The organism is Streptomyces sp. NBC_01497 (assembly GCF_036250695.1).
Taxonomy (GTDB): Bacteria; Actinomycetota; Actinomycetes; order Streptomycetales; family Streptomycetaceae; genus Streptomyces.
The window spans coordinates 721,668-747,443 of the sequence record NZ_CP109427.1 but is presented as its reverse complement, the minus strand read 5'-3'; the positions used below and the strand labels follow the sequence as shown (position 1 = coordinate 747,443).

Sequence of the window (25,776 nt, the reverse complement as noted above, 5' to 3'; positions counted from 1 at the left end):
AGACGATGACGCAGCACGCAGCGTCCCCGGGCGCGCCACCGCCCGCGGGCACCGTACCGTCCGGCGGGCCCGCCCCTTCCGGGACCGCGGATCACGACGCCGCCGCGAACCGCCGCCGCGCCATCTGGGCCGGTGCGGTGGGCAACACCGTCGAATGGGTCGACTGGGCCGTCTACTCGACCTTCTCGTCCGTCTTCGCCGGTACGTTCTTCCCGTCCCACGCCCCCGAGGCCGCCGTCCTGTCGACCCTCGCCGTCTTCGCGGTCGGTTTCCTGATGCGGCCCATCGGCGGTGCGATCCTCGGTGCCTACGGGGACCGGCGGGGCCGCAAGAAGGCCATGACCCTGACCATTTCGATGATGGCGGGGGCCGCGATCGTCATCGCGGTGTGTCCCGGCTACTCCACCATCGGGGTGGGCGCGCCCATCGTGCTCGTGGCGGCCCGGCTCGTCCAGGGCTTCTCCGCGGGCGGTGAGTTCGGCACCTCGTCCGCCTTCCTCATCGAGTCGGCAGCACCCGGGCGACGCGCCCTCGCGGGCTCCTGGCAGCAGGTCTCGGTCGGCGCCGGAACCCTCATCGCGTCCCTCATGGGCACGATCCTCACCAGCAGCCTCGACGAGCACGCGCTCGACACCTGGGGCTGGCGGATCGCCTTCGCCGTGGCGGGCCTGCTGGGTCTGATCGGACTGTGGCTGCGGGTGTCCGTGCGGGAGACCGAGTCCTTCCGGCGGATGGAACACACCGGCGGCGCTCGCGCCAACCCGCTGCGCTCCATGCTGGTGAACCATCCGCGGGCCGCGCTGCGCGTGGTGGGTGTGACCGTGGCCGGCACCCTGATCTACTACATCTGGGTCAGCTACATGCCCTCGTACGTCCATCTCACGACGGGCATGCCGCTGAACCGGGCGCTCCTCGCCAACACCCTCTCCCTCGCCGTGTTCGTCGTGCTGCTGCCCTTCGGCGGCATGCTGTCCGACCGGATCGGCCGCAAACCCACCATGATCGCGTTCGCGGCCGGCTTCCTCGTGCTGGCCTGGCCGCTGTTCCACGTGCTCGACAACAGCTTCTGGACCCTGCTCGGCGTCGAACTCGTCGGCATCGTGCTGCTGGTGGGCTACTCCGCGAACTGCGCCGTGATCATGGCGGAGCAGTTCCCGCCCGAGGTCCGCACCACCGGAATCGCCCTGCCGTACGCGCTCGCCGTGGCCGTGTTCGGCGGCACCGCCCCCTACCTCACCACCTGGATGAGCTCCCACGGACACCGCGGCATGGTGTGGCTCTACCTGGCGGCGGCCGCGCTCGTCGGTGTGATCGTCTACGCCACCATGCCCGAGACGAAGAACAAGGAGATCGCATGACCCCCCGCACCGTGCCCCCCGGCCCGCCCCGCCCACCCGGCCGGCACGTCCTCGTCACCGGGGCGTCCGGTGGCATCGGAGCCGCCGTGTGTGCCGCGTTCGCCCAGGAGGGGTGCGCCGTCACCGCGAGCGACCTGCCCTCCGGCGCCCTCAGCGCCCTGGTGGAGCGGCTCGCGGGTGCCGGCGCGTCGGCCCGCGCGCTCGCCGCCGACCTGGCGGATCCGCAGGCCGCGGGCGCACTCGTCGACCGCGCGAGTGAGCTCGCGGGTCCGCCCGACGTCCTCGTCAACGCCGCCGGTATCTACCCGGCCACGCCCCTGACCGAGATGACGGCGGACATCTGGGACCGCGTCATGAACGTCAACGTCCGCGCGGCGATGCTCACGAGCGCCGCCTTCGCCCGCGTCCTGACCGCGGCGGGCGTCGCGGGGAACATCGTCAACATCACCTCGGGCGCCGCCCTCAGGGCCCGCTACGGGGCCGCGCACTACAGTGCGTCGAAGGCCGCCCTGGAGATGCTGACGCGCTCGTGCGCCGTGGAGTTCGGTCCGCACGGGATCCGTGTCAACGCCGTCTCGCCCGGTTTCGTCACCGTGGACAGCGCCGTCAACCCCGTCACCGACGCCTACGCGGCGGCGGTCTCGGTCAACCCGCTCGGCCGCCCGGGCGAACCCGACGACATCGCACGGGCCGTGCGGTGGGTCGCGGGCCCCGAGGCGTCCTGGATGACCGGGTCCGTCGTGCGTCTGGACGGCGGCGCCTCGGCCGGTACCACCACACTCCCGCGCCACTGGCCCGAACTGTCGGGCACCCAGGCCGGAACGCCCCACGAGGAGGTCACCCGGTGACGGCCGACGACGACAACACAGCGCCCGCCACCTACACCGTCGTGGGCGGCGGCGCCATCGGCGGGACCCTCGCCTTCCACCTGGCCGAGGCCGGTCACACCGTCCACATCGTCGACACGGACCCCGCGCATGTGGCGGCGCTGCGCGAGCACGGACTGACGCTCCAGGGCCCGGACGGTGAGCGGACCGTGCCGGTCCTGGCCTGCGCGCCCGACGCCGTGGACCACGTACCCCGTCATGTGCTGCTGTGCGTCAAGGCCCAGGCCACCGAGACGGCGGCCGACTGGCTCGCGCCCCTGCTGGCAGCCGACGGCTACGTCGTGTCCCTGCAGAACGGCCTCAACGAGCGGACCATCGCGCGGCGCGTCGGCGAGCACCGTACCGTCGGCGCCTTCGTCAACCTGTTCGCGGACGCCGTCGCACCCGGCGTCGTACGCGACGGCGGCGCCGGCGCGCTCGTCGTCGGCGAACTCGACGGCACACCGAGCGAGCGCGTCCACACGCTCGTCCGCGACCTCGGGGCCTGGGGCCCCGCTCGTGCGACGGGCAACGTCGAGGGCTACCTCTGGTCCAAGCTCGCCTTCGGCGCGATGCTCACCGCGACGGCGCTGGTGGACGCCCCGATGGCACGGATCATCGACACCCACCGGCCCCTCATGTACGCGCTCGCGGCCGAGGTCGAAGGCGTCGCGACGGCGGCCGGACTGAGCCTTGAGGCCTTCGACGCGTTCGATCCCGCCCCCTATCTCCCCGGCGTCCCGCCCGCCGAGCGGGAGGCGGCCACCGACACCCTGGTCGGCTGGCTCGCCGGGCAGGCCAAGGACCGCAGCGGCATCTGGCGCGACATCGCCGTGCGCCACCGTCCGGTGGAGGTCCACCACCATTACCGGCCCGTCCGGGAGACGGCGGAGCGCCTCGGTACCCCGGTACCGGTACTCAGCCGCCTGCTCACGATGCTCGCCGAGGTCGAGTCGGGGGAGCGCCGCATGGACGAGAAGAACCTCGAAGACCTGTACCGCCACGCCACACCCGGAAGTGACCGTTGAACACCACACCCCGCCCCACGGCCCCCACCCCCACCACGGCCCCCGCCCGGCCCGTCGCGCCCGAGGAGATCACCGCCTGGGTCGCCGGGCACCGCGCCGACATGCTCGGTGAACTGTCCCGTTACGTCGACACCGAGACCCCGAGCGACGACAAGGCCTGCCTGGACGCGGCCCTGCCGGGTCTCGAACAGTGGCTGGAGCAGGTGCTCGGCACTCCGAGCGCCCGGCACCGCGCCGACGGCGGCGCGTACGGCGACACCCTCGTCCTGGACTGGCCCGGCGCCAGGACCGGCGAGGGCGCGCCCTCGGGCGAGGATGCCGCGCCGATCCTCCTGCTGTGCCACTACGACACGGTGTGGAGCCGCGGTACCGTCGCGGAGCGCCCGTTCGCCGTCGACGGTGACCGGGCCACGGGCCCCGGCGTCTTCGACATGAAGGCGGGCCTCGTACAGGTCCTGTGGGCGGTGCGGGCACTCGACGCGTTCGGCCTGCCGCGTCCGCCCCTGCGGCTCGTGCTCAACGGGGACGAGGAACTCGGCAGCCCCGGCTCCCGCCCCGTGATCGAGGCGGCCGCCGCGGGCGTGCCGGCCGCCCTCGTCTTCGAGGCGTCGGCGGACGGCGCCATCAAGACCGCGCGCAAGGGCGTCGGCCTCTTCCAGGTCACGGCGACCGGCGTGGAGGCACACGCCGGGCTCGACCCCGCCAAGGGCGTCAGCGCCGTCGATGAGATCGCCCGAGCGGTGCTGTCCCTGCACGCGCTGAGCGATGCCGACGCCGGGACCACCGTCAACGTGGGCATCGTCACGGGCGGTACCCGGGCCAACGTGTCGGCGGGCCAGGCCGTCGCCCACCTCGACGTACGCGTGTCGGACGACGCGGAGGCCGACCGGATCGACCGGGCGCTCGCCGCGCTGCGTCCGCACGACGCCCGGGCCCGGCTGGAGACGAGCGGCGGATGGAACAGGCCCGTCATGTCCCGCACGCCCGGCAACGCCCGGCTGTTCTCGCTCGCCCGCGACCACGCCGCAGCGCTGGGTCTCACCCTGCGCGAGTGCGCCGTCGGCGGTGCCAGTGACGGCAACTTCGTCGCGGCGCTCGGCGTGCCCGTGCTCGACGGTTTCGGTGCGGTCGGCGCGGGCGCCCACGCCCGGGACGAGTACATCAGCCTCGACGGCATGACAGAGCGCACGGCGCTCGCCGCGGCGGTCCTGTCCGCCCTCGCCGACCCCGCGGTGGCCGCCGGGACGGTCACGGACGCGGCGGCGCCGGGGGCCGCCGGCTGACCCGGCCACCGGACGGGGCGGGGCCCCGCGGGGGGCGGGGCCCGGCTCTCCAGCCCGGGGACGGCCGTACCCGACCGGCGTGGGAGGGACGGCCCTATCCGCTCCACGTCGGGCCGCTCGCCGCCACCGCAGCGGATGCGTGCCGCCGTGAACTGGGGCAGACTCCGAAAGATGGAGCCGACAGACCGGGGGCCCCTCGGGCAGGCGGGTGCCGACGGGGAACCGGCGGCACCCGGCTACCCGCGGATCAGTGAGCACGGCCTGATCGGGGATCTGCGGACGGCCGCCCTGGTCACGACCGGTGGATGTATCGACTGGTTCTGCGCACCGCGGTTCGACTCACCGAGCGTCTTCGGCTCGCTCCTCGACGCGCGACGCGGGGGTCACTGGGAGATCACCGCGGTCTCCGCCGGCCACATCAGGCGCCGGCAGTTCTACTTCCCCGACACCAACATCCTGATCACCCGCATGCACACGGACACCGGCATCGTCGAGATCCACGACTTCATGCCGATCGTGCGCGCGCACGATCCGGACCACGTACAGCGCCTGACCCGGCGGGTGGTGAATGTGCGCGGCTCGGTCGATCTCGCCGTGCGGGTCGCCCCGCGCTTCGACTACGGGCGGGAGAGGCACCGTGTCGAGCGCTACCCGGAGGGGGTGCGCTTCACCGGCAACGCGCTTTCTCTGGCGCTGCGCTCGACGGTGCCGCTCGGCGTGGACGGCGTCGACGTCACCGCCGATTTCACCCTGGAGAAGGGCGGGACGGCGCTGTTCGTGCTGGAGCCCGGGCCCGCGTCCGACGCGGGACGGGACCCCGTACCCTGCCCCGAGCCGTCCGTCGTCCACGAACTCTTCGAGCAGACCGTGCATTTCTGGCGCGGGTGGCTCAAGCAGTCCATGTACACGGGGCGTTGGCGGGAGATGGTGCACCGCTCCGCCCTCACCCTCAAGCTCCTCACCCACGAACCGACCGGGGCCATCGTCGCCGCGCCGACGCTCGGCCTGCCCGAGCGCATCGGCGGCCCGCGCAACTGGGACTACCGTTACGTGTGGGTCAGGGACGCCGCGTTCTCCCTCTACGCGCTCCTGCGCCTCGGCTTCACGGACGAAGCCGACGCGTTCGTCGGCTGGCTGACCCGCATGCTCCGGAGCGCCTGCGGAAATCTGGAGGGCGGTCCCCTGCGCGTCATGTACTCCATCGACGGGCACGCGGACCTCCCCGAGGAGGTGCTGGATCACTGGGAGGGTTACCTGGGCTCGGCGCCCATCCGGGTCGGCAACGCCGCATCGGGTCAGGTACAACTCGACATCTACGGCGAACTCATCGACTCCGTCTACCTGTTCAACAAGTACGGGGCCGGCATCTCGCATGAGGCGTGGAGCGACCTGTGCACCATCCTGGAATGGCTCATCGACCACTGGGACACCCCCGACGCGGGCATCTGGGAGACCAGGGCGGGCCGTGTGAACCACACCTACTCGCGGCTGATGTCCTGGGTCGCCATGGAACGCATGGTCAGAATGGCCAGGCAGCGGGGCCTGCCCGGCGACCTGGGCCGCTGGATCTCCGCGCGCGACAGCATCTACCACCAGATCATGGACCGCGGATGGCACGAGGGCGCCGGCACCTTCACCCGGACGATCGCGGAGGACACCCCCGTCCCGGCCGCGCCGGTCCTCGACGCGTCGCTGCTGCTGATGCCGATGGTCAAGTTCGTCGCCCCCACGGACCCGCGCTTCCTCGGCCTGATCGAGGCCATCAGGGAGCGGCTGGTGGTGGACAGCCTGGTCTTCCGCTACGACCCCGGGCAGGCGCCCGACGGACTGGAGGGCACCGAGGGCACCTTCTCCATCTGCTCGTTCTGGTGGGTGGAGGCCCTGACCCGCTCGGGGCAGCTGGAGGAGGCGCGGCTGGCCCTGGAGAAGATGTTCACGTACTCCAGCCACGTCGGCCTGTACGCGGAGCAGATCGGGCTCAGCGGGGAGCATCTGGGCAACTTCCCGCAGGCGTTCACCCACCTCGCGCTGATCAGCGCGGCGATCAACCTGAACCGGGCCCTGGACCACGGCGCGCCCCCGGCGCGGTGAGCCCCGCCCCGCCACGGCGGAGGGTGCCCGGACTCAGTCCCGCGGCGCCCAGCCGTAGCGGTGCTCCGGGCGGCCCGTGTCGCCGTAACGCAGTGTCAGGACGACCCGGCCAGCGCGCTCCAGGACCTTGAGATAGCGCTGCGCCGTCGAACGGCTGATCCCCGCGCGCTCCGCCACCTCGTGGGCCGACAGCGGCGCGGGCGCTCCTGTCAGGACCCGCCGTACGAGGTCGGCGGTGGGCGCCGAGTGCCCCTTGGGCAGCGCCGAGGCCGGCCCCTGCGGCGGCCGAAGGGCCCCGAAGATCCGGTCCACCTGCTCCTGGCCCGCTTCGCCGCCGTGCCCGCCCACGGCGTTCAGCGTCCGGTTCAGCGCCGCGTAGTTCTCCAGCTTGGCCCGCAGCCCGCTGAAGCTGAACGGTTTCACCAGGTACTGCAGGGCGCCGTGCCGCATCGCGGCGCTCACCGTCGCCACGTCGCGCGCCGCCGTGACCATGATGACGTCGGCGTGGTGCCCCGCCTGCCGCATCCGGCGGATCAGTGCGAGGCCCGGCTCGTCGGGCAGGTAGTGGTCCAGCAGCACCAGGTCGATCCGGTTCCGCTCCAGCGTCAGCAGAGCCTGCGCCGCGGTGTGCGCGCGGGCGGCGACGCGGAAGCCCGGCACCCGGCCCACATAGGCGGCGTTGATCTCCGCCACCCGGAAGTCGTCGTCCACGACCAGTACGTCGATCACCGCCGAGCCTCCCGGCCGGCGGGAGCGGAATCGGCCGGGCCGGAACAAGCGGCGCGACCGGTGGTCGTTCCGTCACGCGTGCGCGGTGCTCCTGTTCCCTCCGGATACCGCGGCTCCCGCACGTCCCCGCCTCGCCCGTCCGCTACCGCGTCCGGTACGAGCTCCCGCGCACCCCGCGCGTCCGATCCGGGCGCCTCCGGTAGGAGCGCCTCCGGCAGCACCACCGTGAAGACCGCGCCGCCGCCCGCACGTGCCGTGACGCGGGCCATCCCGCCGTACCGCTCGGCGAGCCGCCGCACCAGCGCGAGGCCGAGCCCGCGCCCCCGGTGCGCGGGGGAGCGCTTCGTCGTCCAGCCCTCCGCGAAGATCGCTTCGCGCAGCGCGGGCGGCACCCCGGGCCCGTCGTCGCTCACCCGCACCAGGGCCGTCCTTCCCCCGCTTTCCGCCCGCATCTCCACCTCCACCGTCCGCGCCACGTCCAGCGCGTTGTCGATCAGGTTGCCCAGCACGGTGACCAGATCGCGCGGGTCCACCACCCGCTCCCGGAGGCGGGTGCCCGCGGCGATCCGCAGGACGGCGCCGCGCTCCGCCGCGACCGCGGACTTGCCCACCAGCAGCGCCGCGAGCAGCGGGTCGCGCACCCGCTCCGCGACCTGTTCCGCCGACGCCCGGTGCGCCCGGGACACGTCGGCCACGAACTGCGCCGCCTCCTCGTACAGCCCGAGCTCCAGCAGCCCGAGCAGGGTGTGCAGCCGGTTGGCGTGCTCGTGGTCCTGGGCCCGCAGCGCGTCGAGCAGGCCGTGCGTGCTGTCCAGCTCCCTTCCCAGCAGCTCCAGTTCGGTGCGGTCCCGCAGGGTGGCGACGGCCCCGCCGTCCCCTACCGGCATCCGGTTGGCGACCAGCACCCGCTCGCCGGACACCGTCAGCAGGTCCGCACCGCCGACCCGGCCCGTCAGCACGTCGGCGGTACGGCCCGGCGGCAGTACCTCGTCGAGGCCCCGGCCGGCCGTGTCGGGGCCGATCCCGAGCAGCCGCTGCGCCTCGTCGTTGACGAGCCGCACCCTGCCGTGCCCGTCCAGCGCCACCACCCCCTCGCGGATGCCGTGCAGCATGGCCTCACGCTCGTCCAGCAGCGCCGAGATGTCCGCGAACGCCAGCCCGTGCGTGCGGCGTTGCAGCCGTCGCGACACGGCGTACGCGGCCAGCGCGCCTGCCGCCAGGGCGGCCCCCGCGTACAGGAGCAGTCCGCGCAGCGCGCTCATCAGCCGGCCCCGCACACTGTCGTACGCCATCCCGACCGACACCGCCCCGACGACCCGGCCGTGCGCGTCGCGCAGCGGCGCCTTGCCGCGGGCCGAGAGGCCGAGCGTGCCGCGCTCGATGTCCATGACGTCCCGCCCGGCGAGCGCGCCGCTGGGGTCGGTGGACACGCGCTCACCGATCCGGTCGGTGTCCGTGTGCGACCAGCGGACACCGCGCCGGTCCATCACGACGATGTACAGGGCGCCGGTGGAGCGCCTGATCCGGTCCGCCTCCGCCTGTACCGGGCCGCCCGGGCTCGGGCGCGTGGTGACCAGTTCGCGCGTGAGCGCCGGGTCGGCGGCCGTCGTCTGGGCGATGGACAGGGCCTGCCGCATCGACCCGTCGTCCAGCTGGCTGCTCAGCGGCGCCAGGAACAGAGCGGTGACCAGCATGAGCACACCGGTGGTGGTGGCCAGCTGCACCAGCAGCACCTGGGCGAAGACCCGGCGGGGCCAGCGCACGCGCATGCGAACCCTCCGTCCGTCGTGCCGGCGTCGTCGCCGTCGGGGCGGCCGCCCGCCCGCGTCGCCGCACCGTAGACCGTAGCCGGGGGCCCTGCCCAGCCCCGGTCCCGGTTTTCCCGGGCGGGCGGTGAGCAGAACGCGCAGAACGCCGAGTTGTGCGCACAACGCTGGTTGTGCGCTCAAGACTCCCGGGCGCAACCCCCGCCCCCTAGCGTCGCCGCCATGAACAGTCGGACGAGCCCCGCCATCGAACTGCGGGCGGCCAGCAAGGTGTTCAGCACCCCCTCGGGTGAGCCGCACACCGCCGTACGCGACCTTGACCTGACCGTCGGCCGCGGCGAGTTCGTCGCCGTGGTCGGCCCCACGGGCTGTGGGAAGTCGACCACGCTGACCCTGGTCAGCGGACTGGAGGAACCCACCGAGGGCGAGGTGCTGATCGGCGGTGAACCGGTGACGGGCATCGCGGCCGAGGTCGGTTTCGTCTTCCAGCAGGACGCGGTGTTCCCCTGGCGCACCGCCCTGTCGAACGTGATGGCCGGGCCGCGCTTTCGGGGCGTGGCGAAGGCGGAGGCGCGGGACCGGGCCCGGCAGTGGCTGGACCGCGTCGGCCTCGGCGCGTTCGAGGACCGCTATCCGCACCAGCTCTCCGGCGGCCAGCGCAAGCGCGTGGCGCTCGCGGCGACCCTCGTGTGCGACCCGGAGATCCTCCTGATGGACGAGCCGTTCTCCGCCCTCGACGTACAGACCCGCGCGCTGATGTCGGACGAACTCCTTCAGTTGTGGTCGGGCACCGGCGCGTCCGTCGTCTTCGTCACCCACGACCTGGAGGAGTCCATCGCCCTCGCCGACAAGGTGGTCGTGATGACGGCGGGCCCCGCCACCGTCAAGGAGGTCTTCGAGATCGGACTGCCGCGCCCCCGCCGGGTCGAAGCCGTCAGGCTCGAAAGGGAGTTCACCGACATCTACCGGGAGATCTGGGCCTCGCTCGGCGAAGAGGTCCGCATCACGCGTGAGAGGGGAGCGGGACATGCCGCCTGACACACCGCGTGCGGAGGCCGTCCTCGCGAAGGGTGCGGCCGTCCCGGCGGACCGCCGCACGCGTGCCAGGGCCCGCGCCGCACGCCGCCGCTCCTGGCTGGTGCAGGGCACCCGGGTCCTGGTGCTGGTCGCCGTCGTCTCACTGTGGGAGGCCTTCGCCCGCGCCGGGATCATCGATCCGTTCAACTTCTCGATGCCGTCGAGGATCTGGTCGCAGATCTGGACGTGGATCACCGAGGGCACCGCGCAGGGTTCCCTGGCGCAGCAGGTCTGGTACACGCTGTACGAGGCGCTGCTCGGCTGGCTCGCCGGAGTGTTCGGCGGCGTGGTGCTCGGCATCGCGCTCGGCCGGGTCCGGTTCCTCGCCGATGTGCTCGGACCGTACATCAAGGTCCTCAACGCGCTGCCGCGGATCGTGCTCGCGCCGATCTTCCTGATCTGGTTCGGCCTCGGACCGGCCTCGAAGGTCGCCTCCGCGGTCGTACTCGTCTTCTTCCCGGTGTTCTTCAACGCCTTCCAGGGCGCCCGGGAGGTGGACCGGCGGCTCGTCGACGGTGCGCGGATCCTCGGTGCGAGCAACCGGCAGGTCACGTACCAGGTCGTCATCCCCTCGGCCACTTCGTGGATCTTCACCAGCCTGCACGTCAGTTTCGGGTTCGCGCTGATCGGCGCGATCGTCGGCGAGTACATCGGGGCGACCAAGGGGCTCGGCCTGCTGGTGTCGGCCGCCCAGGGCAGCTTCAACGCGGCGGGTGTGTACGCGGCGATGGTCATCCTCGCGGTCGTCGCGTTGCTTGCCGAGGGGCTGCTGACCTTCCTGGAGCGGCGGTTGTTCCGCTGGAAGGCCCCGGTCGCGGGCGACGGGCGCTGAGCACAGCGGCCGGAGCGGTGGTGGGCCGGGACGATTCCGCCACACCCGCACACCCCCGCCGCACACCTCCCGCGTGATCCTCACAGACCCCCCATTCGAGGGCCGCACACTTCAGACTTCGCACTTCACAAGGACGTGACCCCCCATGCGCAGTTCCCTGATCCCCACCGGCCGCGCGGCCAGGGCCGCCGTCGCCGTCACCGGCGTACTCGCCCTCACCGCCCTCTCCGCGTGCGCCGACGACTCGTCCGGCGGGGCGGACTCCGCGGGTGGCGGCGGCAAGGTCAAGATCATGGTGGGTGGCCTGGACAAGGTCATCTATCTGCCCGCGATGCTCACGCAGCGGCTCGGCTACTTCAAGGCCGAGGGCGTCGACGTCCAGTTGCTGACGGAGTCGGCGGGAGTGCAGGCCGAGACGGCGCTGGTCTCCGGCGACGTCCAGGGCACCGTCGGTTTCTACGACCACACCCTCGACCTCCAGGCCAAGGGCAAGCACGTCGAGTCGGTGGTGCAGCTGGCGCAGGCACCGGGCGAGGTGGAGGTCGTCTCGAACAAGGCCGCCGCCGGGGTGAAGGGTCCCGAGGACTTCAAGGGCAAGAAGCTGGGCGTCACCGGGCTCGGCTCGTCGACGGACTTCCTGACCAAGTACCTCGCCGTGCACGAGGGTCTGAAGACGAGCGATTTCACCCCGGTCGCGGTCGGCGCCGGCCAGACGTTCATCTCCGCGCTCCAGCAGGGCTCCATCCAGGGCGGGATGACGACCGAGCCGACCGTCTCCACCCTCCTGCAGAAGAAGGCCGGATCGGTCCTCGTCGACATGCGCACCCCCGACGGCTCCCGGGCCGCGCTCGGCGGTCTCTACCCGTCGTCGAGCCTCTACATGAACACCGCCTGGGTCAACGGCCACAAGGACACCGTGCGCAGGCTGGCCCGCGCGTTCGTGCGGACCCTGCGCTGGATGTCCTCGCACACTCCGGAGGCGATCGCCGCCAAGATGCCGGCGGACTACCAGCAGGGCGGCGGTGCGAAGCTGTACGCGCAGTCCATCAAGAACACCCTGCCGATGTTCACCACGGACGGTGTGATGCCGCCCGACGGCCCCATGACCGTCGAGCGCGTCCTGTCCACGTTCGACCCGAACCTGCGGGACGTGGACGTCGACATGGAAAAGACCTTCACGACGGAGTTCGTGAAGGACACGGTCGCCTCGCCCGACTCCGACTGAACGCGCCGCCGCGGTGTGCCGTCGTCGGGCCCGGGCGGGACGCCGACGACGTCACACCAGCCGGGCCAGCGCGTCGGCGATGTGGCGTACGTCGGCCGCCGTCGTACGCCAGTTGCTGAAGGCGGCCCGCAGAGCGGGCACACCGTCCAGCACGGTCGGGGTGACGAACGCGTCCGGGGAGAGCGCCTCCGCGAGCTCCGCGAGGCGGCGTGCCGTCGGATCCTCGGTGAGCGTGAAACACACCACGTTCAGCCGCACCGGGGCGAGCAGTCGCAGCCCCGGCAGCGCCTCGACGGCCGCGCCGAGTGCCGCCGCGCTGTCCGCGCACCGCTCCACGATCTCCCGATAGCCCTCCCGGCCGTACGCGCGCAGTGTGAACCAGGCCGGGAGGGCCCGCAGCCGGCGGGAGTTCTCCGGGGTCAGGTGCGAGAAGTCCGGGGTGTCACCGAGCGGGCCCAGATAGGCGGCCGCGTTCTGGAACACCCGCGCCTGAAGATCCCGGCGCCGGGTGAACTGCACCGCGCTGTCGTACGGCACGTTCAGCCACTTGTGCAGGTCGACGCAGACCGAGTCCGCCGCATCCAGGCCCGCCGTCAGCGCGGCGAACCGGGGCGAGAGCGACGCGAAGCCACCGAACGCGCCGTCCACGTGCAGCCAGAAACGGTGCCGCTCCTTGAGCGCCGCCACCGCGCGCAGGTCGTCGAAGTCCGCGGTGTTGACCGTCCCGGCGTTCGCCACCACCACGCACGGATCGTCCGACGCGGCGAGCGCGCGCTCCAGCGCGGCCGGGTCCACGGCCTCCCGCCCCGGCAGCGTCGGCACCGTCCGCAGCGCCGCCCGCCCGAACCCCAGCACCGACAGGGCCTTGGACACACTGGAGTGCGGTGTGGCGGACAGGACCCGGACGGGCCCGAGCGCGGCCACGCCCTCCTGCGCGACCAGGACACCCCGCTGCTCGCCGAGCCACTCGCGGGCGACGGCGAGACCGACCGTGTTCGACATGGTGGCCCCGCTGACGAAAGCACCCTCGTGCGCCGTCGGCAGGCCGAACAGGTCCCGCAGCCAGGCGACCGTCGCCCGCTCCAGCAGATGGCCCGCGCCGTCGAGGGAGGACATCGTGTTGTGGTCCACGGCGGCGGCCAGCCAGTCGCCCGCCAGCGCCGCCGGAGTGGCGCCGCCGGTGACGAACCCGAGGTAGCGGGGGCCCGCGCTCGCCGAGAACAGTGGCAGCCACCGCTCCGCGAACTCCGCGAGGGCCCGCTCCGCGCCGTCGCCCGCGTCGGGCAGCGGGCGTTCGGTCGGCGGCGCGCCGCGGCCGGCCACGGGCCGTGCCGCCACGTCGCCGAGCAGGCCCCAGGCCTGCTCGGCCACGGCTTCCAGCAGGTCGGGCAGCCGGTCCAGGTCACGGGCGAGGCGGTCGTGCATCGGGGACTCCGTTCTCGGATCGGCCCGGTCCGGGCGCATCGGGGATCGTACGACCGCAGGGCGTGCGCCCGGCGCCCGGCCTCGTCCGCGGAGCCGTTCCCCGGGCCCCGCGGGCCGCTCGGCGTCAAGGCGGCGTAACGGTAGCGGCGCGGTCCACGCCCCGCCGCCCGCCACGATCTACGGTCGGACACGCGGTGCCGGGGTCACCTGTCGGCCTTCGGCCGGGAACGGAGTGACGGGTGAACGCTGAGAGCGCGCGGGCGGGGCGGCTGAAGGTCTTCCTCGGAGCCGCGCCCGGCGTCGGCAAGACGTACCGGATGCTGGACGAGGGCAGGCGGAGGCAGGCCCGCGGCACCGACGTCGTCGTCGCACTCGCCGAGTGCCACCGCCGCCCCCGTACCGAGGAGCGGCTTGCCGGTCTTGAGGTGCTGCCGCGCGCACCACGCTCCTACGGGGGCGGCGCGCACCAGGAGATGGACCTCGACGCGGTCCTCGCCCGCTCTCCGGGTGTCGCCCTCGTGGACGAACTCGCCCACACCAACGTCCCCGGCGGCCGCAACACCAAGCGCTGGCAGGACGTGGGGGAACTCCTCGCGGCCGGCATCGACGTCGTCACGACGGTCAACATCCAGCACCTGGAGTCCCTCAACGACGTGGTCGAGAAGATCACCAAGGTGCCGCAGCGCGAGACCGTCCCCGACGAGGTGGTCCGCAGGGCCCAGCAGATCGAACTCGTCGACATGCCGCCCGAGGCGCTGCGGCGCAGGCTCGCCCACGGAGACGTCTACGGGCCGGAGAACATCAACGCGGCCCTCGCCGACTACTTCCGCGTCGGCAACCTGACCGCCCTGCGCGAACTCGCCATGATGTGGACCGCCGACCGGGTCGACGAAGCCCTCCAGCGCTACCGGACCGAACACGGCATAGGGGGTGTCTGGGAGACCAGGGAGCGGGTCGTCGTCGCCCTCACCGGCGGCCCCGAGGGCGCGACGCTCATCCGCCGCGCGGCCAGGATCGCGGCCAGGAGCGCGGGCGGCGACCTGCTGGCCGCGCACGTGGCCCGCAGCGACGGGCTGAGCGGCGGCACCTCGGCGGTGGCGCTCGCCGAGCAGCGGCACCTGGTGGAGAGCCTGGGCGGCAGCTCCCACACGCTCGTCGGCGACGACGTGCCCTGCGCGCTCGCCGAGTTCGCACACGCCCAGAACGCCACCCAGCTCGTCCTCGGGACCAGCAGGCGCGGCCGGCTCGAACGCTTCCTGACCGGCAAGGGCATCGGCGAGACCATCGCCGCCATGTCCGGGCACATCGACGTCCACATCGTCGCCCACGAACGGGCGGGCGGTGGACGGCTGCTGCCCTCACGGCGGCGCACCCTGCCCACGGGGCGGCTGGTCGCGGGACCCGTCGCGGGGCTCGTCCTGCCGGTGGGGCTGACGTTCCTGCTCGCCCACACCGGCGGCAGGCTCAACCTCACGAGCGAGGCGCTGCTGTTCCTGCTGACGGTGGTGGCGGTGGCGTGCGTGGGCGGCGTGGCCTCCGCCGTCGTCGCCTCGGTGACCGCGTCGCTGCTGCTCAACTACTTCTTCATCGTGCCCCGTGGCCGGTTCACCGTGATGAGTACGAACAACATCCTGGCGCTCGCCGTGTTCGTGGTCGTCGCCTGGACCGTGGCCGCCGTCGTCGACCGGTCCCTGCGCCTGACCCGCAGGGCCGCCAGAGCCACCGCCGAGGCGGAGACCCTCTCGTCGCTCGCCGGTGACATCGTCCGCGGCGACCAGGCCGTGCCCGACCTGCTGGAGCGCGCCAGGGAGACGTTCGGCATGGAGAGCGCCGCTCTCGTCAAGGGACCCGACGACGACGGCACCGCGGTGCGCGTCCCGGTCGGGGACGACCGCTACCTGGTGCTGCGTGGACGCACCCTGCCCGCCACCGAGAGCCGCGTGCTCGCTGCCTTCGCCGCGCATGTCGCCGCCGCGATCGAGCGCGCCCGGCTCGCCGAGGCCGCCGCCGAGGTCGAGCCGGTACGGGCCGCCGACCGGATGCGCACCGCGCTGCTCACTGCCGTCAGCCACGACCTGCGCACCCCGCTCGCCGGCGGCTGGGCGGCCGTCAGCTCCCTGCGCAGCCGCGACGTCGACTTCTCCGCCGAGGACCGGGAGGAACTGCTCGCCACCGCCGACGAGTCGATGGCGAAACTCAGCAGGCTCGTGGAGAACCTCCTCGACATGAGCCGCCTGCAGGCCGGCGCGCTCGTGCCGCACCTGCGGGCCACCCTGTTCGAGGAGGTCGTGGCACCGGCGCTGGACTCGCTGCCGACGGGATCGCCCCGCGTCGAGACGCGCGGCCTCGAAGACGCACCCCCCGTCATCGCCGACCCGCCGCTGCTGGAGCGGGTCGTCGCGAACCTCGTCGGGAACGCGGCGCGGTTCACCCCGCGCGGCGCCACGGTCGTACTCAACGCGAGCACCCACGTCGGCCGGGTCGAGCTCCGGGTGATCGACCGGGGCCCAGGCCTGCCCGCCGAGGACCGCGAACGGGCCTTCGAGGCGTTCCAGCGACTCGGCGACACGGACAACCGCACGGGCGTCGGGCTCGGCCTCGCCCTGTCCCGGGGGCTCACGGAGGCGATGGACGGAACGCTCGCCCCCGAGGACACTCCGGGCGGGGGCCTGACGATGGTGCTGTCCCTGCCGTCGGGCGAGCCGGTGGGGACCGCGTCGCCGGCCCTGCCCGTGGAACAGGAGCCCGTGGAGGGCTGATCGCCCGCACGCCTGCGTTACGGGCCCCGGGGCCCGTCGCGGCTCCGTGCGAGCGGGGTATCCGTTCCGAGCGGGGCATCCGTTCCGAGCCGTCAGGTCTCGGCACGCGGCGCGGGCGGCTGCTGCGCGCAGGCGCCGGCCGCGGACGGACAGGCGCCGGCCCGGCCCCGGGCCCCGGCGCCGGTCGTACAGGGGCCCGTCCGGCGTCGGACCGGCCGCTTCCACGCGGGGGCGGCGACGCTGACGGGGAGCCAGGGACGGGCATGACGGTGGCGATTCCCCGTGACAGCGCAAGCGCGAGGACGCGAGGAGAGGCGCGATCCGTGGCGGTCGTCCCCGGGCGACCGGTGCGTAGAGGGGCCGGGGCGAGAGGGAGCACCGTGCGGCTGCCGGGCGCCTCGGCCTCGCCAGACGTCGCGCGGGACCCGCCCGGGGGCGGGCCTGACACGCGGCAGGGGCTGGGAAGCGCGAGGATAGGGAGGCCAGGAGCCGCGAAGGCAGAAGAAAGGAAGAAAGGAAGAAGGGACGGACGGGGCACGGGCCCGCGGCTCGTCCGGCGATCAGCGCAGCCCTGACGTGCGGAAGACCGTACGGGCCGTCTCCTCGTCCAGATGCCGGCCGACACGCCGGAGCGTCTCCCCGCCCTGGCACAGAGTGCCGCGTTCCAGTGAGCCGAGCGCGTCCACCTCCACCCGGTGCCACACCTGCGGCGCCGCCAGCAGCCTGCGGGGATCGAGCTCGATCCGCCCGCCGTCCGTGTCCCGCAGCACCAGCCGCTGCGCCACCCCGCCGGCCAGGAGCACCGACACCAGCCGGTCCGTCCTCACCCGCTGCTCCCGCAGCAGCCCGCGGGAGGACACCCAGCCCGCGCCCGCCCGTACCCGGCGGGGCACCAGCACTACGAACAGCAGCAGACCCAGGCCGCACCAGGCCACCGCATGGGCCGTCGAAAGCCCACCCGTCGCCGCGTCGACCACCAGCAGGAGCGCGCTCAGCAGGGTCCCGCAGACCACGGCCGTCCGGGCGTCGGAGAACCACCTGTCGTCCCGTACCGGCGTCGCCTCCGCCCGGCCGCCCGGTACACCGGGCGCGTCGCGGGTGGCGTCGCCCACCGGCACGGCCCGCAGCGGGCGGATGCGCCGGCGCCGTGCGGCGTGCTCCTTCTCCATGGGCGTGACCTTAGACACCCGTGGTCCCCGTGGGCCCGCCGTTGACGGAGGGTTGACGTTGGCGGCCCCGGACTTGACGCGCGCCTGACGTCGTCAACACCGCGTCATGGACGGACCCGCACGGGTCAAGGCCGTATCAGGGGGTGGCATCCGGTGCCGCGGCAGGGGCATATCGTGGTCACTGCGTCTCGCCACCACGCACGTGGAGCGGGGCCTTCCGTCCGTCATCAGGAGTGACACCATGTCGGAGCTTGCCAGCGCCGAAGACGCCGAGCCCTCACATCGGGCCCCGGCCGGGACCCTGTGCGTACCGGTCCGGCCGGGCGCCGAAGGATTCTGCGTCCGTCTCTTCCGTACGCCCCTCGGCGGGCGTACGGCGGTCGCTTTCACCTCTGTCCGGTTGCTCGAAGCCACTCTCGGCGCCGACCAGCCGTGGATCAGGCTCGCCGAGTCCGCGCTGCGGGCCCTCGCCGAGCCCCTCGGTGCCTCCACCCTCACCGTCGACCCGCAGCTGGTCGCGCCGCGCCCTGCTCCCGTCGTCCCCGCCGCTCCCGGCGTCCCCCGACAGTCCCCGTCGGCGGCCCCGGCGCCGTCCGCCTCCCCGTCCGCGCCCTCAGAGCGGCACTCAGCGGCGGCCCTCGACGCGACGGCGAGCCGCTCAGCCGGGAGAATCCTGCTGGTCGGGCCCGGCCGCTCCGCGTGAGGCGACGCCCGTCCCCCGTGTGAGCCCGGCAGCGCTGGGCACACGGAACGGTCGGGCATTGCACGCACACGATCCGTGCGAGCGGAAAGGACGTGGATCACATGCGAGTCGCTTTTCTCATGGCTCCCGAGGGCGTGGAACAGGTCGAGCTGACCGAGCCCTGGCGGGCGGTCGGCGACGTGGGCGGCGAGTGCCACCTGATCTCGACGGAGCCCGGCCGCATCCAGGCGTTCGACCATCTCGACAAGGCCCGCACGTTCGCGGTCGACCGCACGGTCGCCGAGGCGTCCGTCGGTGACTACGACGGCCTCGTGCTGCCCGGCGGTGTCGCCAACCCCGACGCGCTGCGCACGGACAAGGCCGCCGTCGGGTTCGTGGACGCCTTCTTCGAGGCGGGCAAGCCCGTCGCCGCGATCTGCCACGCGCCGTGGACGCTCGTCGAGGCCGACCGGGTGCGCGGCAGGACGCTCACGTCCTACCCGAGCCTGCGGACCGACATCACCAACGCGGGCGGCACGTGGGTGGACGAACAGGTCAAGGTCTGCACCGCCGCGCCGAGTCCGCTCGTCACGAGCCGCAACCCCGGGGATCTGAAGGCGTTCTGCGAGGCCTTCATCATCCAGTTCGGCGGCTGAGCGCCGAAGCCCCGTAAGGCCCCCGCACGGCGGCCTTCGTCATCTGCCGCACGCGGCACCGGCGCCGTCCCCGCGTCCCGCCCGACCGACCCGGGCCGCGGAGCGAGGACGGCGCCGACGCATCTCCTGCGGACACCTCGTCGGGGTGCGGAGCCGCCTCACGCGCTCACCCCGCGCCCGTCCGGACCTCCCGGAGCCGTCTTGGGCCCCGCCCAGGTGCCGCAGGCGTGTTCACGGCCGCACGGCCGCACGGGAGCGTACGGCGCGGTCACGGGCCGCGCAGGTGCCGCTGCGGGCTCATCCACGCGACGGCCATGGCCTCACATATGCACGGCCAGGGTGAACGAGTGCCCCGCCGGGTCGGAGTAGATCCGGGTGTCCCGGGGCCCGCCGTTGTCCTTGGTGTCCAGCGGCCGGGCGCCCAGCGCGATCAGCTCACGCTCCGCCTCGTCGATGTCGGCCCGCTCCACCAGGACACGCAGATGCGCCTGCTGCGACGTCTCGGGGCGCGGCCAGCTCGGCGGCGCGTAGCCGTGGTCCTTGCGTACGGCGAGGCGCACGCCGTCGCCGAGGACCTCGATGAAGTCGGGGTCCTCGCCCGGCTTCGTGCGGCCGCCGAGGAAAGCGGCGTAGAAGTCGGCCAGCTCCGCGGGCTCCGCGGCGTCCAGTACGAGCACGGTGGTCTTCGTGACGGTCATGGAGTCCGTCTACCCCCGGCCCGTACGGGGACACGGTTGCGGGGCCCCGGCCCGGGTACTCGCCCCGGGCCGGGGGACTCACCCCGGCCGGCGAACGGAAGGAGACAGCCATGACCAGCACGGAACCCTCCGCGCACACGGCGGCGGAGGTGGCGGTGGAACTCACCGGTTCCGCGCCGGCGGACGCCCACGCCGTCTTCGGCGTGCTGCACACGGCCTACGCTTCCGACCGCGACCGCGGCGACACCCCTCAGGCGCCGGACAGCGGCGGCAGGACGACGGTCTGGAGCGCCACGTTCGACACCACGGACCGGCGCGAGGAGCCGCGCCCCGTGGAGCTGGGCGCACCGGTCACCGCGGTCCTGCAAGGGGGCTACCAGGCCGTCGAAGGACTGTGCGGGACCCTGTCGTCGGCCTTCGCCGTGCGCGTCGTGGGCACCTCGTCCGGCGACCAGGAGCAGGAAGTGCAGCTGCGGCTCGCGAGCAGGTGAAAATGGCGGAGGGCCCGGGCACCGCACGGCAGGACGCGTGCGGCGGGCCCCGGGCCCGCGGGCCCCTCAACCGGGGAGGGTGAGCGGGGCGTCCGCACACGCCGGAAGGGCGCTCCGCCCGCGCGCCGGGACAGGTGGTCCCGGGACCCGGTGACCGAGGGTGCGCGGATGATCGTGTTGCGCATTCGGCCCAGCAGGGTGACGCTGAGAGTGACCCAGAAGTGGCTGTTGCTCACGTTTCGTGCTCGGGGGTCGTTGGTTTTTGACGATGTGAAGCACGTGGGCCTCTCTGTGAGGAGCCTGAAACATGACAGTTCCACTCGACCGTCACTACGAGCTGGAATTGCACGCCTCCGAGGAGCGCGTACCCCAGATCTGCCGCATCGTCGCCGCCCACCTCCGGCACTGGAGGCTCGACCTGCACGTCGGGGCCGTGTGCAGGGGAATCGACGAACTGCTGACCAATGTCCACCGTCATGTCGGGGAGGGCACTCCGTGTGTCCTCCAACTCCGCTGGAGCGGGCGCCTGCTGACGGCGTCCGTGGAGGACGGCGGAGAGCGCATGCCCCGCCCGCTCGCCGCGGGGGGCGGCGGGCTCGCCCGGGTCGCGGCACTCAGCGACAGCTGGGGCAGCTGTGCGACCACCGACGGCAAAGTGGTGTGGTTCACGCGCAGCGTCGAGGCGCCGGTGTCCGTTCCGCGGGTCCCGTCCCTCCCGCTCACTCTGATCGACGCGGCCCTGCGTCACCCGTCCCTCGCCGGCCCGACGCCCGTGGCGGTCGCCGACACGCACCCGGCCGACGATGCCGCTCCCGACGCCCCTTCCCACACCCGCGTCCCCACGCCGGCCTGACACGGCGCACCTCGCACAGCGAGCAGCGCACCTCGCGCAGCGATGCCCCGCACCTCCTCGCACGGCTCCGGGTCTCCCGGGAATCCGCAGGGTACGGGGCACCGCGGCGTCGGCGCGTCATGCAGCGGGACGGCAGTACGCAGCGGGACGGAAGACCGTCAGCGCCGCACGCGGGAGCGCACAAGAGGCCGCGTCAGGTCGCGTCGTCCCCCTCGTCCACCAGGTGAACGGCCGCCTCCTCGGCGGAGGCCGCCGCTCCGTCGATGCCGACGTCCTCCGCGATCATGTCCTTCTCGGCGTCCGTGTGCGCTCCCTCGTCAGGGGCCACCAGGCGTCCCGAGCGGGGGCCGCCGACCTCGTCGTCGCGCACCTCGCCGTCCCCGCCGTCCAGGTCGCCGACGCCGTCGCCCTGTGGCACGGGCGTGTCCGGTACCTCCTCGGCCAGCCGCTCGTCCAGGCTCTCGCCCTCGTGCTGCTCCTCGGCCGTCGTGCCCTCATCGAGGCCGAGTGGACGCTCGGGCGGCGAGAAGCCCTCGTCGTACGGGTCCGAGCCGCGGTCGCTCAGGGTGTCCTCCGGATCGAGGATGCCCTCGTCCTCCGTCACGTCGGCGTCACCGTCGGGCTGGTAGACGTCGTCGGCCATGGGGTCACTGTTCTCCCCGGTCACGTGGATCACCTCGTCGAGTCCGATTGCGTTCAGCCCCACTACCCGGCGCGGCCGGTCCTATCCGCAGCTGTCCGGCGGCCGCTCGGCGGCGATCGGCGGCAGGTTTCCGTGATCGCCGACGACTGTCCCTAGAACAACGCTGCCACCAAACCGGGTGCTGTCAAACCGCAGGTCGGGTGCCCCGGGTGTTTGCCCCCCGCCGCCTTGGGCACGCGGTGGTTCCGTCAGTGAACGTCGCGGACTGTCCCCGGCGCGGACCGGGAAGCCGGCGACTGACGCCGCCCAGGAGCGCCGGCACGGAGCGCCGGCGGGAATGCCAGCGACCGGAAGCAACGACCGGAGCCGAGCGTGAGCCGACAACGAATCGTCATCGTCGGAGCGGGATTCGCCGGGTACGAGACGGCGCGGACCCTCAGCCACCGGATGGGGGACCGGGTGGAGATCGTCCTGCTCAACCCGACCGACTACTTCCTCTATCTGCCGCTGCTGCCCCAGGTGGCCGCGGGCGTCCTGGAGCCCCGCCGGGTCACGGTCTCCCTGCCGGGGACCCTGCCGCGCGTACGGCTCGTGCTCGGCCTGGCCGACGACATCGACCTGGAGGCGGGCCGCGTCGGCTACACGGACCCCGAGGGCCGGCGCGGCACTCTGTCCTACGACCGGCTGGTGCTGACCGTCGGCAGCGTCAACAAGCTGCTGCCGATCCCCGGTGTGGCCGAGCACGCGCACGGTTTCCGCGGTCTCGCCGAGGCCCTGTACCTGCGGGACCACGTGACCCGGCAGATCGAACTGGCCGCCGCCACCGACGACCGGCGCGAGTGCGCGGCCCGTTCCACATTCGTCGTGGTGGGCGCCGGGTACACCGGCACCGAGGTGGCCGCCCAGGGAAAGATGTTCACCGACGCGCTCGTACGCAAGCAGCGCGTGTGGCGCCAGGGCGGCAAGCCGCGCTGGCTCCTGCTGGACATCGCGTCGCGGGTCCTGCCGGAGCTCGACCACCGCCTGTCCGAGACCGCGGACCAGGTTCTGCGGCGGCGGGGGGTCGAGGTGCGCACGGGTACCTCCGTCGCGGAGGCCACCCACGACGGCATCACGCTCGACGACGGTGACCACATCTGCACCCGCACCCTCGTGTGGTGCGTGGGGGTACGGCCCGACCCGCTGGTCTCCGAACTCGGGCTGCCGGTCGAACACGGCAGGCTCGTGGTCGACGCGGCGCTGAACGTACCGGGCCGGCCCGAAGTGTTCGCGTGCGGCGACGCCGCCGCCGTGCCGGATCTGACGCGGCCGGGCCAGTACACCCCGATGACCGCACAGCACTCGTCCCGGCAGGGCAAGGTGGCGGGCCGCAACGTCGCGGCCTCGCTCGGGGACGGTCATCGCGAGCTGTACAAGCACAGCGACCTCGGATTCGTCGTGGATCTCGGCGGCGCCCAGGCGGCCGCCAATCCGCTCGGTGTGCCGCTGTCCGGGCCCCTCGCCGGTGCGGTGACGCGCGGCTACCACCTGGCCGCCATGCCCGGCAACCGGGTGCGGGTCGCCGCGGACTGGCTGCTGGACGCCGCGCTGCCCCGGCAGGCGGTCCAGCTCGGCCTGGTCCGCTCGGGCGCGGTACCGCTGGAGTCGTCGTCACCGGCCGCCGGCGCCATCACGGGAGCGGGCAGGAGGTGAGCGGCCCCGGCGGCCCGCCCCGCGACCGGGCCCGGGCGGGCCTGACGCCCCGGACCGGACCGCGCCGGCCCGGTCGGCGCCCCGGGCCCGGACGGCATGGGGCGCCCCCGGCCAACGAGGAGCGCGGACGGCACCGCCGGCCCCCGTGACACGAAGAGAGCGCAACCGACGCAGACGCCACAGCGCCGCGTGCCGCCTCCGCCCGGCGGCGCGTGACGCCCGACCCCTGACATCCGGCCGGCAGCCCGGCGGATCAGCCAAGGAGTGACATGGACACCCGTGAACTGACAGAACTCGCACAACAGTTGAGGGTCGACTCGGTACGGGTCGCCGACCGGGCGGGCTCGGGGCACCCGACCTCCTCGATGTCGGCCGCCGACCTGATGGCCGTGCTGCTGGCCAACCACCTCCGCTACGACTTCGACCACCCGGACCACCCCGGCAACGACCGGATGATCTTCTCCAAGGGACACGCCTCCCCGCTGCTGTACTCGATGTACCTCGCGGCAGGCGCGATCGACGAGGACGAGTTCCTCACCTACCGCACCCACGGCAGCCGGCTTGAGGGGCACCCCACGCCCCGGCTGCCGTGGGTCGACGTCGCGACCGGCTCCCTCGGCCAGGGCCTGCCCATCGCTGTGGGCATGGCGCTCGCCGACCAGCGCCTCGACCACACGTCGGACCGGATGTGGGTGCTCTGCGGCGACAGCGAGATGGCGGAGGGTTCCATCTGGGAGGCCGCCGAGCACGCGGGCAACCAGCACCTGGACGACCTGACGCTGATCATCGACGTCAACCGGCTCGGACAGCGCGGGCCCACGCGTCACCAGCGCGATCTCGACGCCTACGGCAGGCGCCTGCGCGCCTTCGACTGGCACACCGTCGAGATCGACGGCCATGACGTCGACGCCGTCGAGCGTGCCTTCAAGGATGCCGAGTCGACCGCGGGAAAGCCCACCGCCATCATCGCGGGCACCCGCAAGGGCCGGGGTGTGCACGCCGTCGAGGACCGCGAGGGCATGCACGGCAAGCCGCTCAAGGACGCCGAGGAGGCCATCGAGGAGCTCGGTGGCCGGCGCTCGATCCGCGTTTCCGTCGCGCCGCCGCCGGCCGCCCCCGAGGAAGCCGCGCCGCGCCCCAGGCCGCTGGCGCTGCCGCGCTACGAGATCGGTGGGACGGTGCCCACCCGTGACGCCTTCGGCGAGGCGCTCACCGCACTCGGCCACGCGTACGAGAACGTCGTCGTGCTCGACGGCGAGGTCGGCGACTCCACCCGGGCGGAGTACTTCGCGAAGGAGCACCCGCAGCGCTACTTCGAGTGCTACATCGCGGAGCAGCAGATGGTGGCTGCCGCCGTCGGCATGCAGGCCCTCGGGCGCGTCCCGTACGCGGTCACCTTCGCGGCCTTCCTGACCCGCGCCCATGACTTCCTGCGCATGGCGGCCGTCAGCCGCGCCTCGCTCAACGTGGTCGGTTCGCACGCGGGTGTCTCGATCGGTGAGGACGGCCCGTCCCAGATGGGTGTCGAGGATCTCGCGATGTTCCGCGCGATCCACGGCTCCACGGTGCTCCAGCCCTGTGACGCCAACCAGACCGCCCGCCTCGTCGCGGCGACGCACGATCTGGAGGGCATCCGCTACCTGCGCACGATGCGCGGCGGCACCCCGGTCATCTACGGGCCGGACGAGGAGTTCCCGATCGGCGGCAGCAAGATCCTGCGGCAGTCCGACGCGGACCGTGTCACCCTCATCGGCACCGGGGTCACGGTGCACGAGTGCCTGGCGGCCGCCGACACGCTCGCCCAGCAGGGCATCGCGGCGCGCGTGATCGACATGTACTCGCTCAAGCCCGTGGACGAGAACACCCTCTCGGCCGCGGCCGAGGACACCGACTGCCTGGTCACCGTCGAGGACCACCATCCGCAGGGCGGTCTCGGCGACGCCGTGGCCGAGACGTTCGCGGACGGCAGGCCCGCGCCGCGGCGCCTGGTGCGGCTCGCGGTGAAGACGATGCCGGGGTCCGCCACCGGCGAGGAGCAGCGCCGGGCCGCGGGCATCGACGCGGAGTCGATCGGCGCGGGCGTGCGGCTGCTCGTAGAGAAGATCATCCGCTGACCCGGCCCCGATCCAGGTCCCGCACCGCGGTCCCGCACTGCGGTCCCGAACCTCGGTTTCGGTCCCGGACCCTCATCCGGGACCGCGGCCGGCGGATGCGGGCGGGCCCCGCGTCGGACACGGATGCCGCAGGGCCGTACGCCGGATGCCGTCCGGCGTACGGCCGTTCGCGCGCGGCTGATCGGGCCGGGCAGCCGGGTGCGCGCTGCATGAACGCTCCCGATTGGTTACCCGTCAGTCGAGGGCGCGTCTCCCAACCCCTCCCGGGAGGGTTCGGCAGTGAGCTCCCCGCTCCGCCGTCCGTCGGCTCGCGCCGGTGGGCGGCGGACTTGAGCGCTG

The 25,776-nt window shown here is 73.3% G+C and carries 21 protein-coding genes; 15 read left to right on the top strand and 6 right to left on the bottom strand.

Annotated elements, in window-relative coordinates; all coding sequences use genetic code 11:
- Window positions 1-5: 5 nt before the first annotated feature.
- The 5 genes from OG310_RS03260 to OG310_RS03240 all read left to right on the top strand — a co-directional run bounded on the left by OG310_RS03260 (window position 6) and on the right by OG310_RS03240 (window position 6,626).
- On the top strand, window positions 6-1,358 hold the full coding sequence (locus OG310_RS03260; protein WP_329454352.1) for an MFS transporter: 1,353 nt from the start codon (window positions 6-8) through the stop codon (window positions 1,356-1,358).
- The gene (locus tag OG310_RS03255; RefSeq protein ID WP_329454351.1) at window positions 1,355-2,206 is read left to right on the top strand and encodes an SDR family NAD(P)-dependent oxidoreductase; all 852 of its coding nucleotides are present in this window, start codon (window positions 1,355-1,357) and stop codon (window positions 2,204-2,206) included. The genes OG310_RS03260 and OG310_RS03255 overlap by 4 nt, the downstream gene beginning before the upstream one ends.
- On the top strand, window positions 2,203-3,252 hold the full coding sequence (locus OG310_RS03250) for a ketopantoate reductase family protein (RefSeq protein ID WP_329454350.1): 1,050 nt from the start codon (window positions 2,203-2,205) through the stop codon (window positions 3,250-3,252). The genes OG310_RS03255 and OG310_RS03250 overlap by 4 nt, the downstream gene beginning before the upstream one ends.
- The gene (locus tag OG310_RS03245; protein ID WP_329454349.1) at window positions 3,249-4,535 is read left to right on the top strand and encodes a M20 family metallopeptidase; all 1,287 of its coding nucleotides are present in this window, start codon (window positions 3,249-3,251) and stop codon (window positions 4,533-4,535) included. Before OG310_RS03250 ends, OG310_RS03245 begins: the two co-directional genes overlap by 4 nt.
- 171 nt (window positions 4,536-4,706) lie before the next feature.
- Window positions 4,707-6,626 (top strand): glycoside hydrolase family 15 protein, encoded by a 1,920-nt coding sequence (locus OG310_RS03240; RefSeq protein WP_329454348.1) that lies wholly within the window; start codon window positions 4,707-4,709, stop codon window positions 6,624-6,626.
- Between the two features lie 33 nt (window positions 6,627-6,659).
- Here OG310_RS03240 and OG310_RS03235 read toward each other — a convergent pair whose 3' ends face one another.
- Together OG310_RS03235 and OG310_RS03230 are read right to left on the bottom strand one after the other, a co-directional pair.
- A complete protein-coding gene (locus OG310_RS03235; protein ID WP_329454347.1) occupies window positions 6,660-7,355 on the bottom strand; it encodes a response regulator in 696 nt (231 codons plus the stop codon).
- The gene (locus tag OG310_RS03230; protein WP_329454346.1) at window positions 7,352-9,124 is read right to left on the bottom strand and encodes a sensor histidine kinase; all 1,773 of its coding nucleotides are present in this window, start codon (window positions 9,122-9,124) and stop codon (window positions 7,352-7,354) included. The genes OG310_RS03235 and OG310_RS03230 overlap by 4 nt, the downstream gene beginning before the upstream one ends.
- Before the next feature lie 219 nt (window positions 9,125-9,343).
- On the opposite strand from OG310_RS03230, the gene OG310_RS03225 reads away from it, so the two are divergent.
- From OG310_RS03225 to OG310_RS03215, 3 genes are all read left to right on the top strand, one after another.
- Window positions 9,344-10,159 (top strand): ABC transporter ATP-binding protein, encoded by an 816-nt coding sequence (locus tag OG310_RS03225; RefSeq protein ID WP_329454345.1) that lies wholly within the window; start codon window positions 9,344-9,346, stop codon window positions 10,157-10,159.
- The gene (locus OG310_RS03220; RefSeq protein WP_329454344.1) at window positions 10,149-11,030 is read left to right on the top strand and encodes an ABC transporter permease; all 882 of its coding nucleotides are present in this window, start codon (window positions 10,149-10,151) and stop codon (window positions 11,028-11,030) included. The genes OG310_RS03225 and OG310_RS03220 overlap by 11 nt, the downstream gene beginning before the upstream one ends.
- 145 nt (window positions 11,031-11,175) lie before the next feature.
- Complete coding sequence (locus tag OG310_RS03215) at window positions 11,176-12,255, top strand: ABC transporter substrate-binding protein (protein ID WP_329454343.1); 1,080 nt, start codon at window positions 11,176-11,178, stop codon at window positions 12,253-12,255.
- 51 nt (window positions 12,256-12,306) lie between these two features.
- Here the strand turns inward: OG310_RS03215 and OG310_RS03210 are convergent, their stop codons facing one another.
- Window positions 12,307-13,680, bottom strand: a complete 1,374-nt coding sequence (locus OG310_RS03210; protein WP_329454342.1) for a pyridoxal phosphate-dependent decarboxylase family protein — start codon at window positions 13,678-13,680, stop codon at window positions 12,307-12,309.
- Between the two features lie 239 nt (window positions 13,681-13,919).
- Between OG310_RS03210 and OG310_RS03205 the strand changes: the two genes are divergently transcribed.
- The gene (locus OG310_RS03205) at window positions 13,920-16,439 is read left to right on the top strand and encodes a sensor histidine kinase (protein ID WP_329454341.1); all 2,520 of its coding nucleotides are present in this window, start codon (window positions 13,920-13,922) and stop codon (window positions 16,437-16,439) included.
- 560 nt (window positions 16,440-16,999) lie between these two features.
- On the opposite strand, the gene OG310_RS03200 is transcribed toward OG310_RS03205, so the two are convergent.
- Complete coding sequence (locus OG310_RS03200) at window positions 17,000-17,608, bottom strand: hypothetical protein (protein ID WP_329454340.1); 609 nt, start codon at window positions 17,606-17,608, stop codon at window positions 17,000-17,002.
- Between the two features lie 241 nt (window positions 17,609-17,849).
- Here OG310_RS03200 and OG310_RS03195 point away from each other — a divergent pair, with 241 nt between their 5' ends.
- Complete coding sequence (locus OG310_RS03195) at window positions 17,850-18,311, top strand: SAV_915 family protein (protein WP_329454339.1); 462 nt, start codon at window positions 17,850-17,852, stop codon at window positions 18,309-18,311.
- A 101-nt stretch (window positions 18,312-18,412) separates the two neighbouring features.
- The gene (locus OG310_RS03190; RefSeq protein ID WP_329454338.1) at window positions 18,413-18,946 is read left to right on the top strand and encodes a type 1 glutamine amidotransferase domain-containing protein; all 534 of its coding nucleotides are present in this window, start codon (window positions 18,413-18,415) and stop codon (window positions 18,944-18,946) included.
- A 320-nt stretch (window positions 18,947-19,266) separates the two neighbouring features.
- On the opposite strand, the gene OG310_RS03185 is transcribed toward OG310_RS03190, so the two are convergent.
- Complete coding sequence (locus OG310_RS03185; RefSeq protein WP_329454337.1) at window positions 19,267-19,644, bottom strand: VOC family protein; 378 nt, start codon at window positions 19,642-19,644, stop codon at window positions 19,267-19,269.
- 110 nt (window positions 19,645-19,754) lie between these two features.
- On the opposite strand from OG310_RS03185, the gene OG310_RS03180 reads away from it, so the two are divergent.
- Together OG310_RS03180 and OG310_RS03175 are read left to right on the top strand one after the other, a co-directional pair.
- Window positions 19,755-20,135, top strand: a complete 381-nt coding sequence (locus OG310_RS03180; protein ID WP_329454336.1) for a hypothetical protein — start codon at window positions 19,755-19,757, stop codon at window positions 20,133-20,135.
- A gap of 307 nt (window positions 20,136-20,442) precedes the next feature.
- Window positions 20,443-20,988, top strand: coding sequence for an ATP-binding protein (locus tag OG310_RS03175; RefSeq protein WP_329454335.1), 546 nt, complete (start codon window positions 20,443-20,445; stop codon window positions 20,986-20,988).
- A 193-nt stretch (window positions 20,989-21,181) separates the two neighbouring features.
- On the opposite strand, the gene OG310_RS03170 is transcribed toward OG310_RS03175, so the two are convergent.
- Window positions 21,182-21,631, bottom strand: a complete 450-nt coding sequence (locus tag OG310_RS03170) for a DUF5709 domain-containing protein (RefSeq protein ID WP_329460005.1) — start codon at window positions 21,629-21,631, stop codon at window positions 21,182-21,184.
- Between the two features lie 372 nt (window positions 21,632-22,003).
- On the opposite strand from OG310_RS03170, the gene OG310_RS03165 reads away from it, so the two are divergent.
- Both OG310_RS03165 and OG310_RS03160 read left to right on the top strand, forming a co-directional pair.
- Entirely contained in the window at window positions 22,004-23,323 is a 1,320-nt protein-coding gene (locus tag OG310_RS03165) for an NAD(P)/FAD-dependent oxidoreductase (protein ID WP_329454334.1), read from the top strand.
- Between the two features lie 269 nt (window positions 23,324-23,592).
- The gene (locus tag OG310_RS03160) at window positions 23,593-25,437 is read left to right on the top strand and encodes a transketolase (RefSeq protein ID WP_329454333.1); all 1,845 of its coding nucleotides are present in this window, start codon (window positions 23,593-23,595) and stop codon (window positions 25,435-25,437) included.
- Window positions 25,438-25,776: the final 339 nt, after the last annotated feature.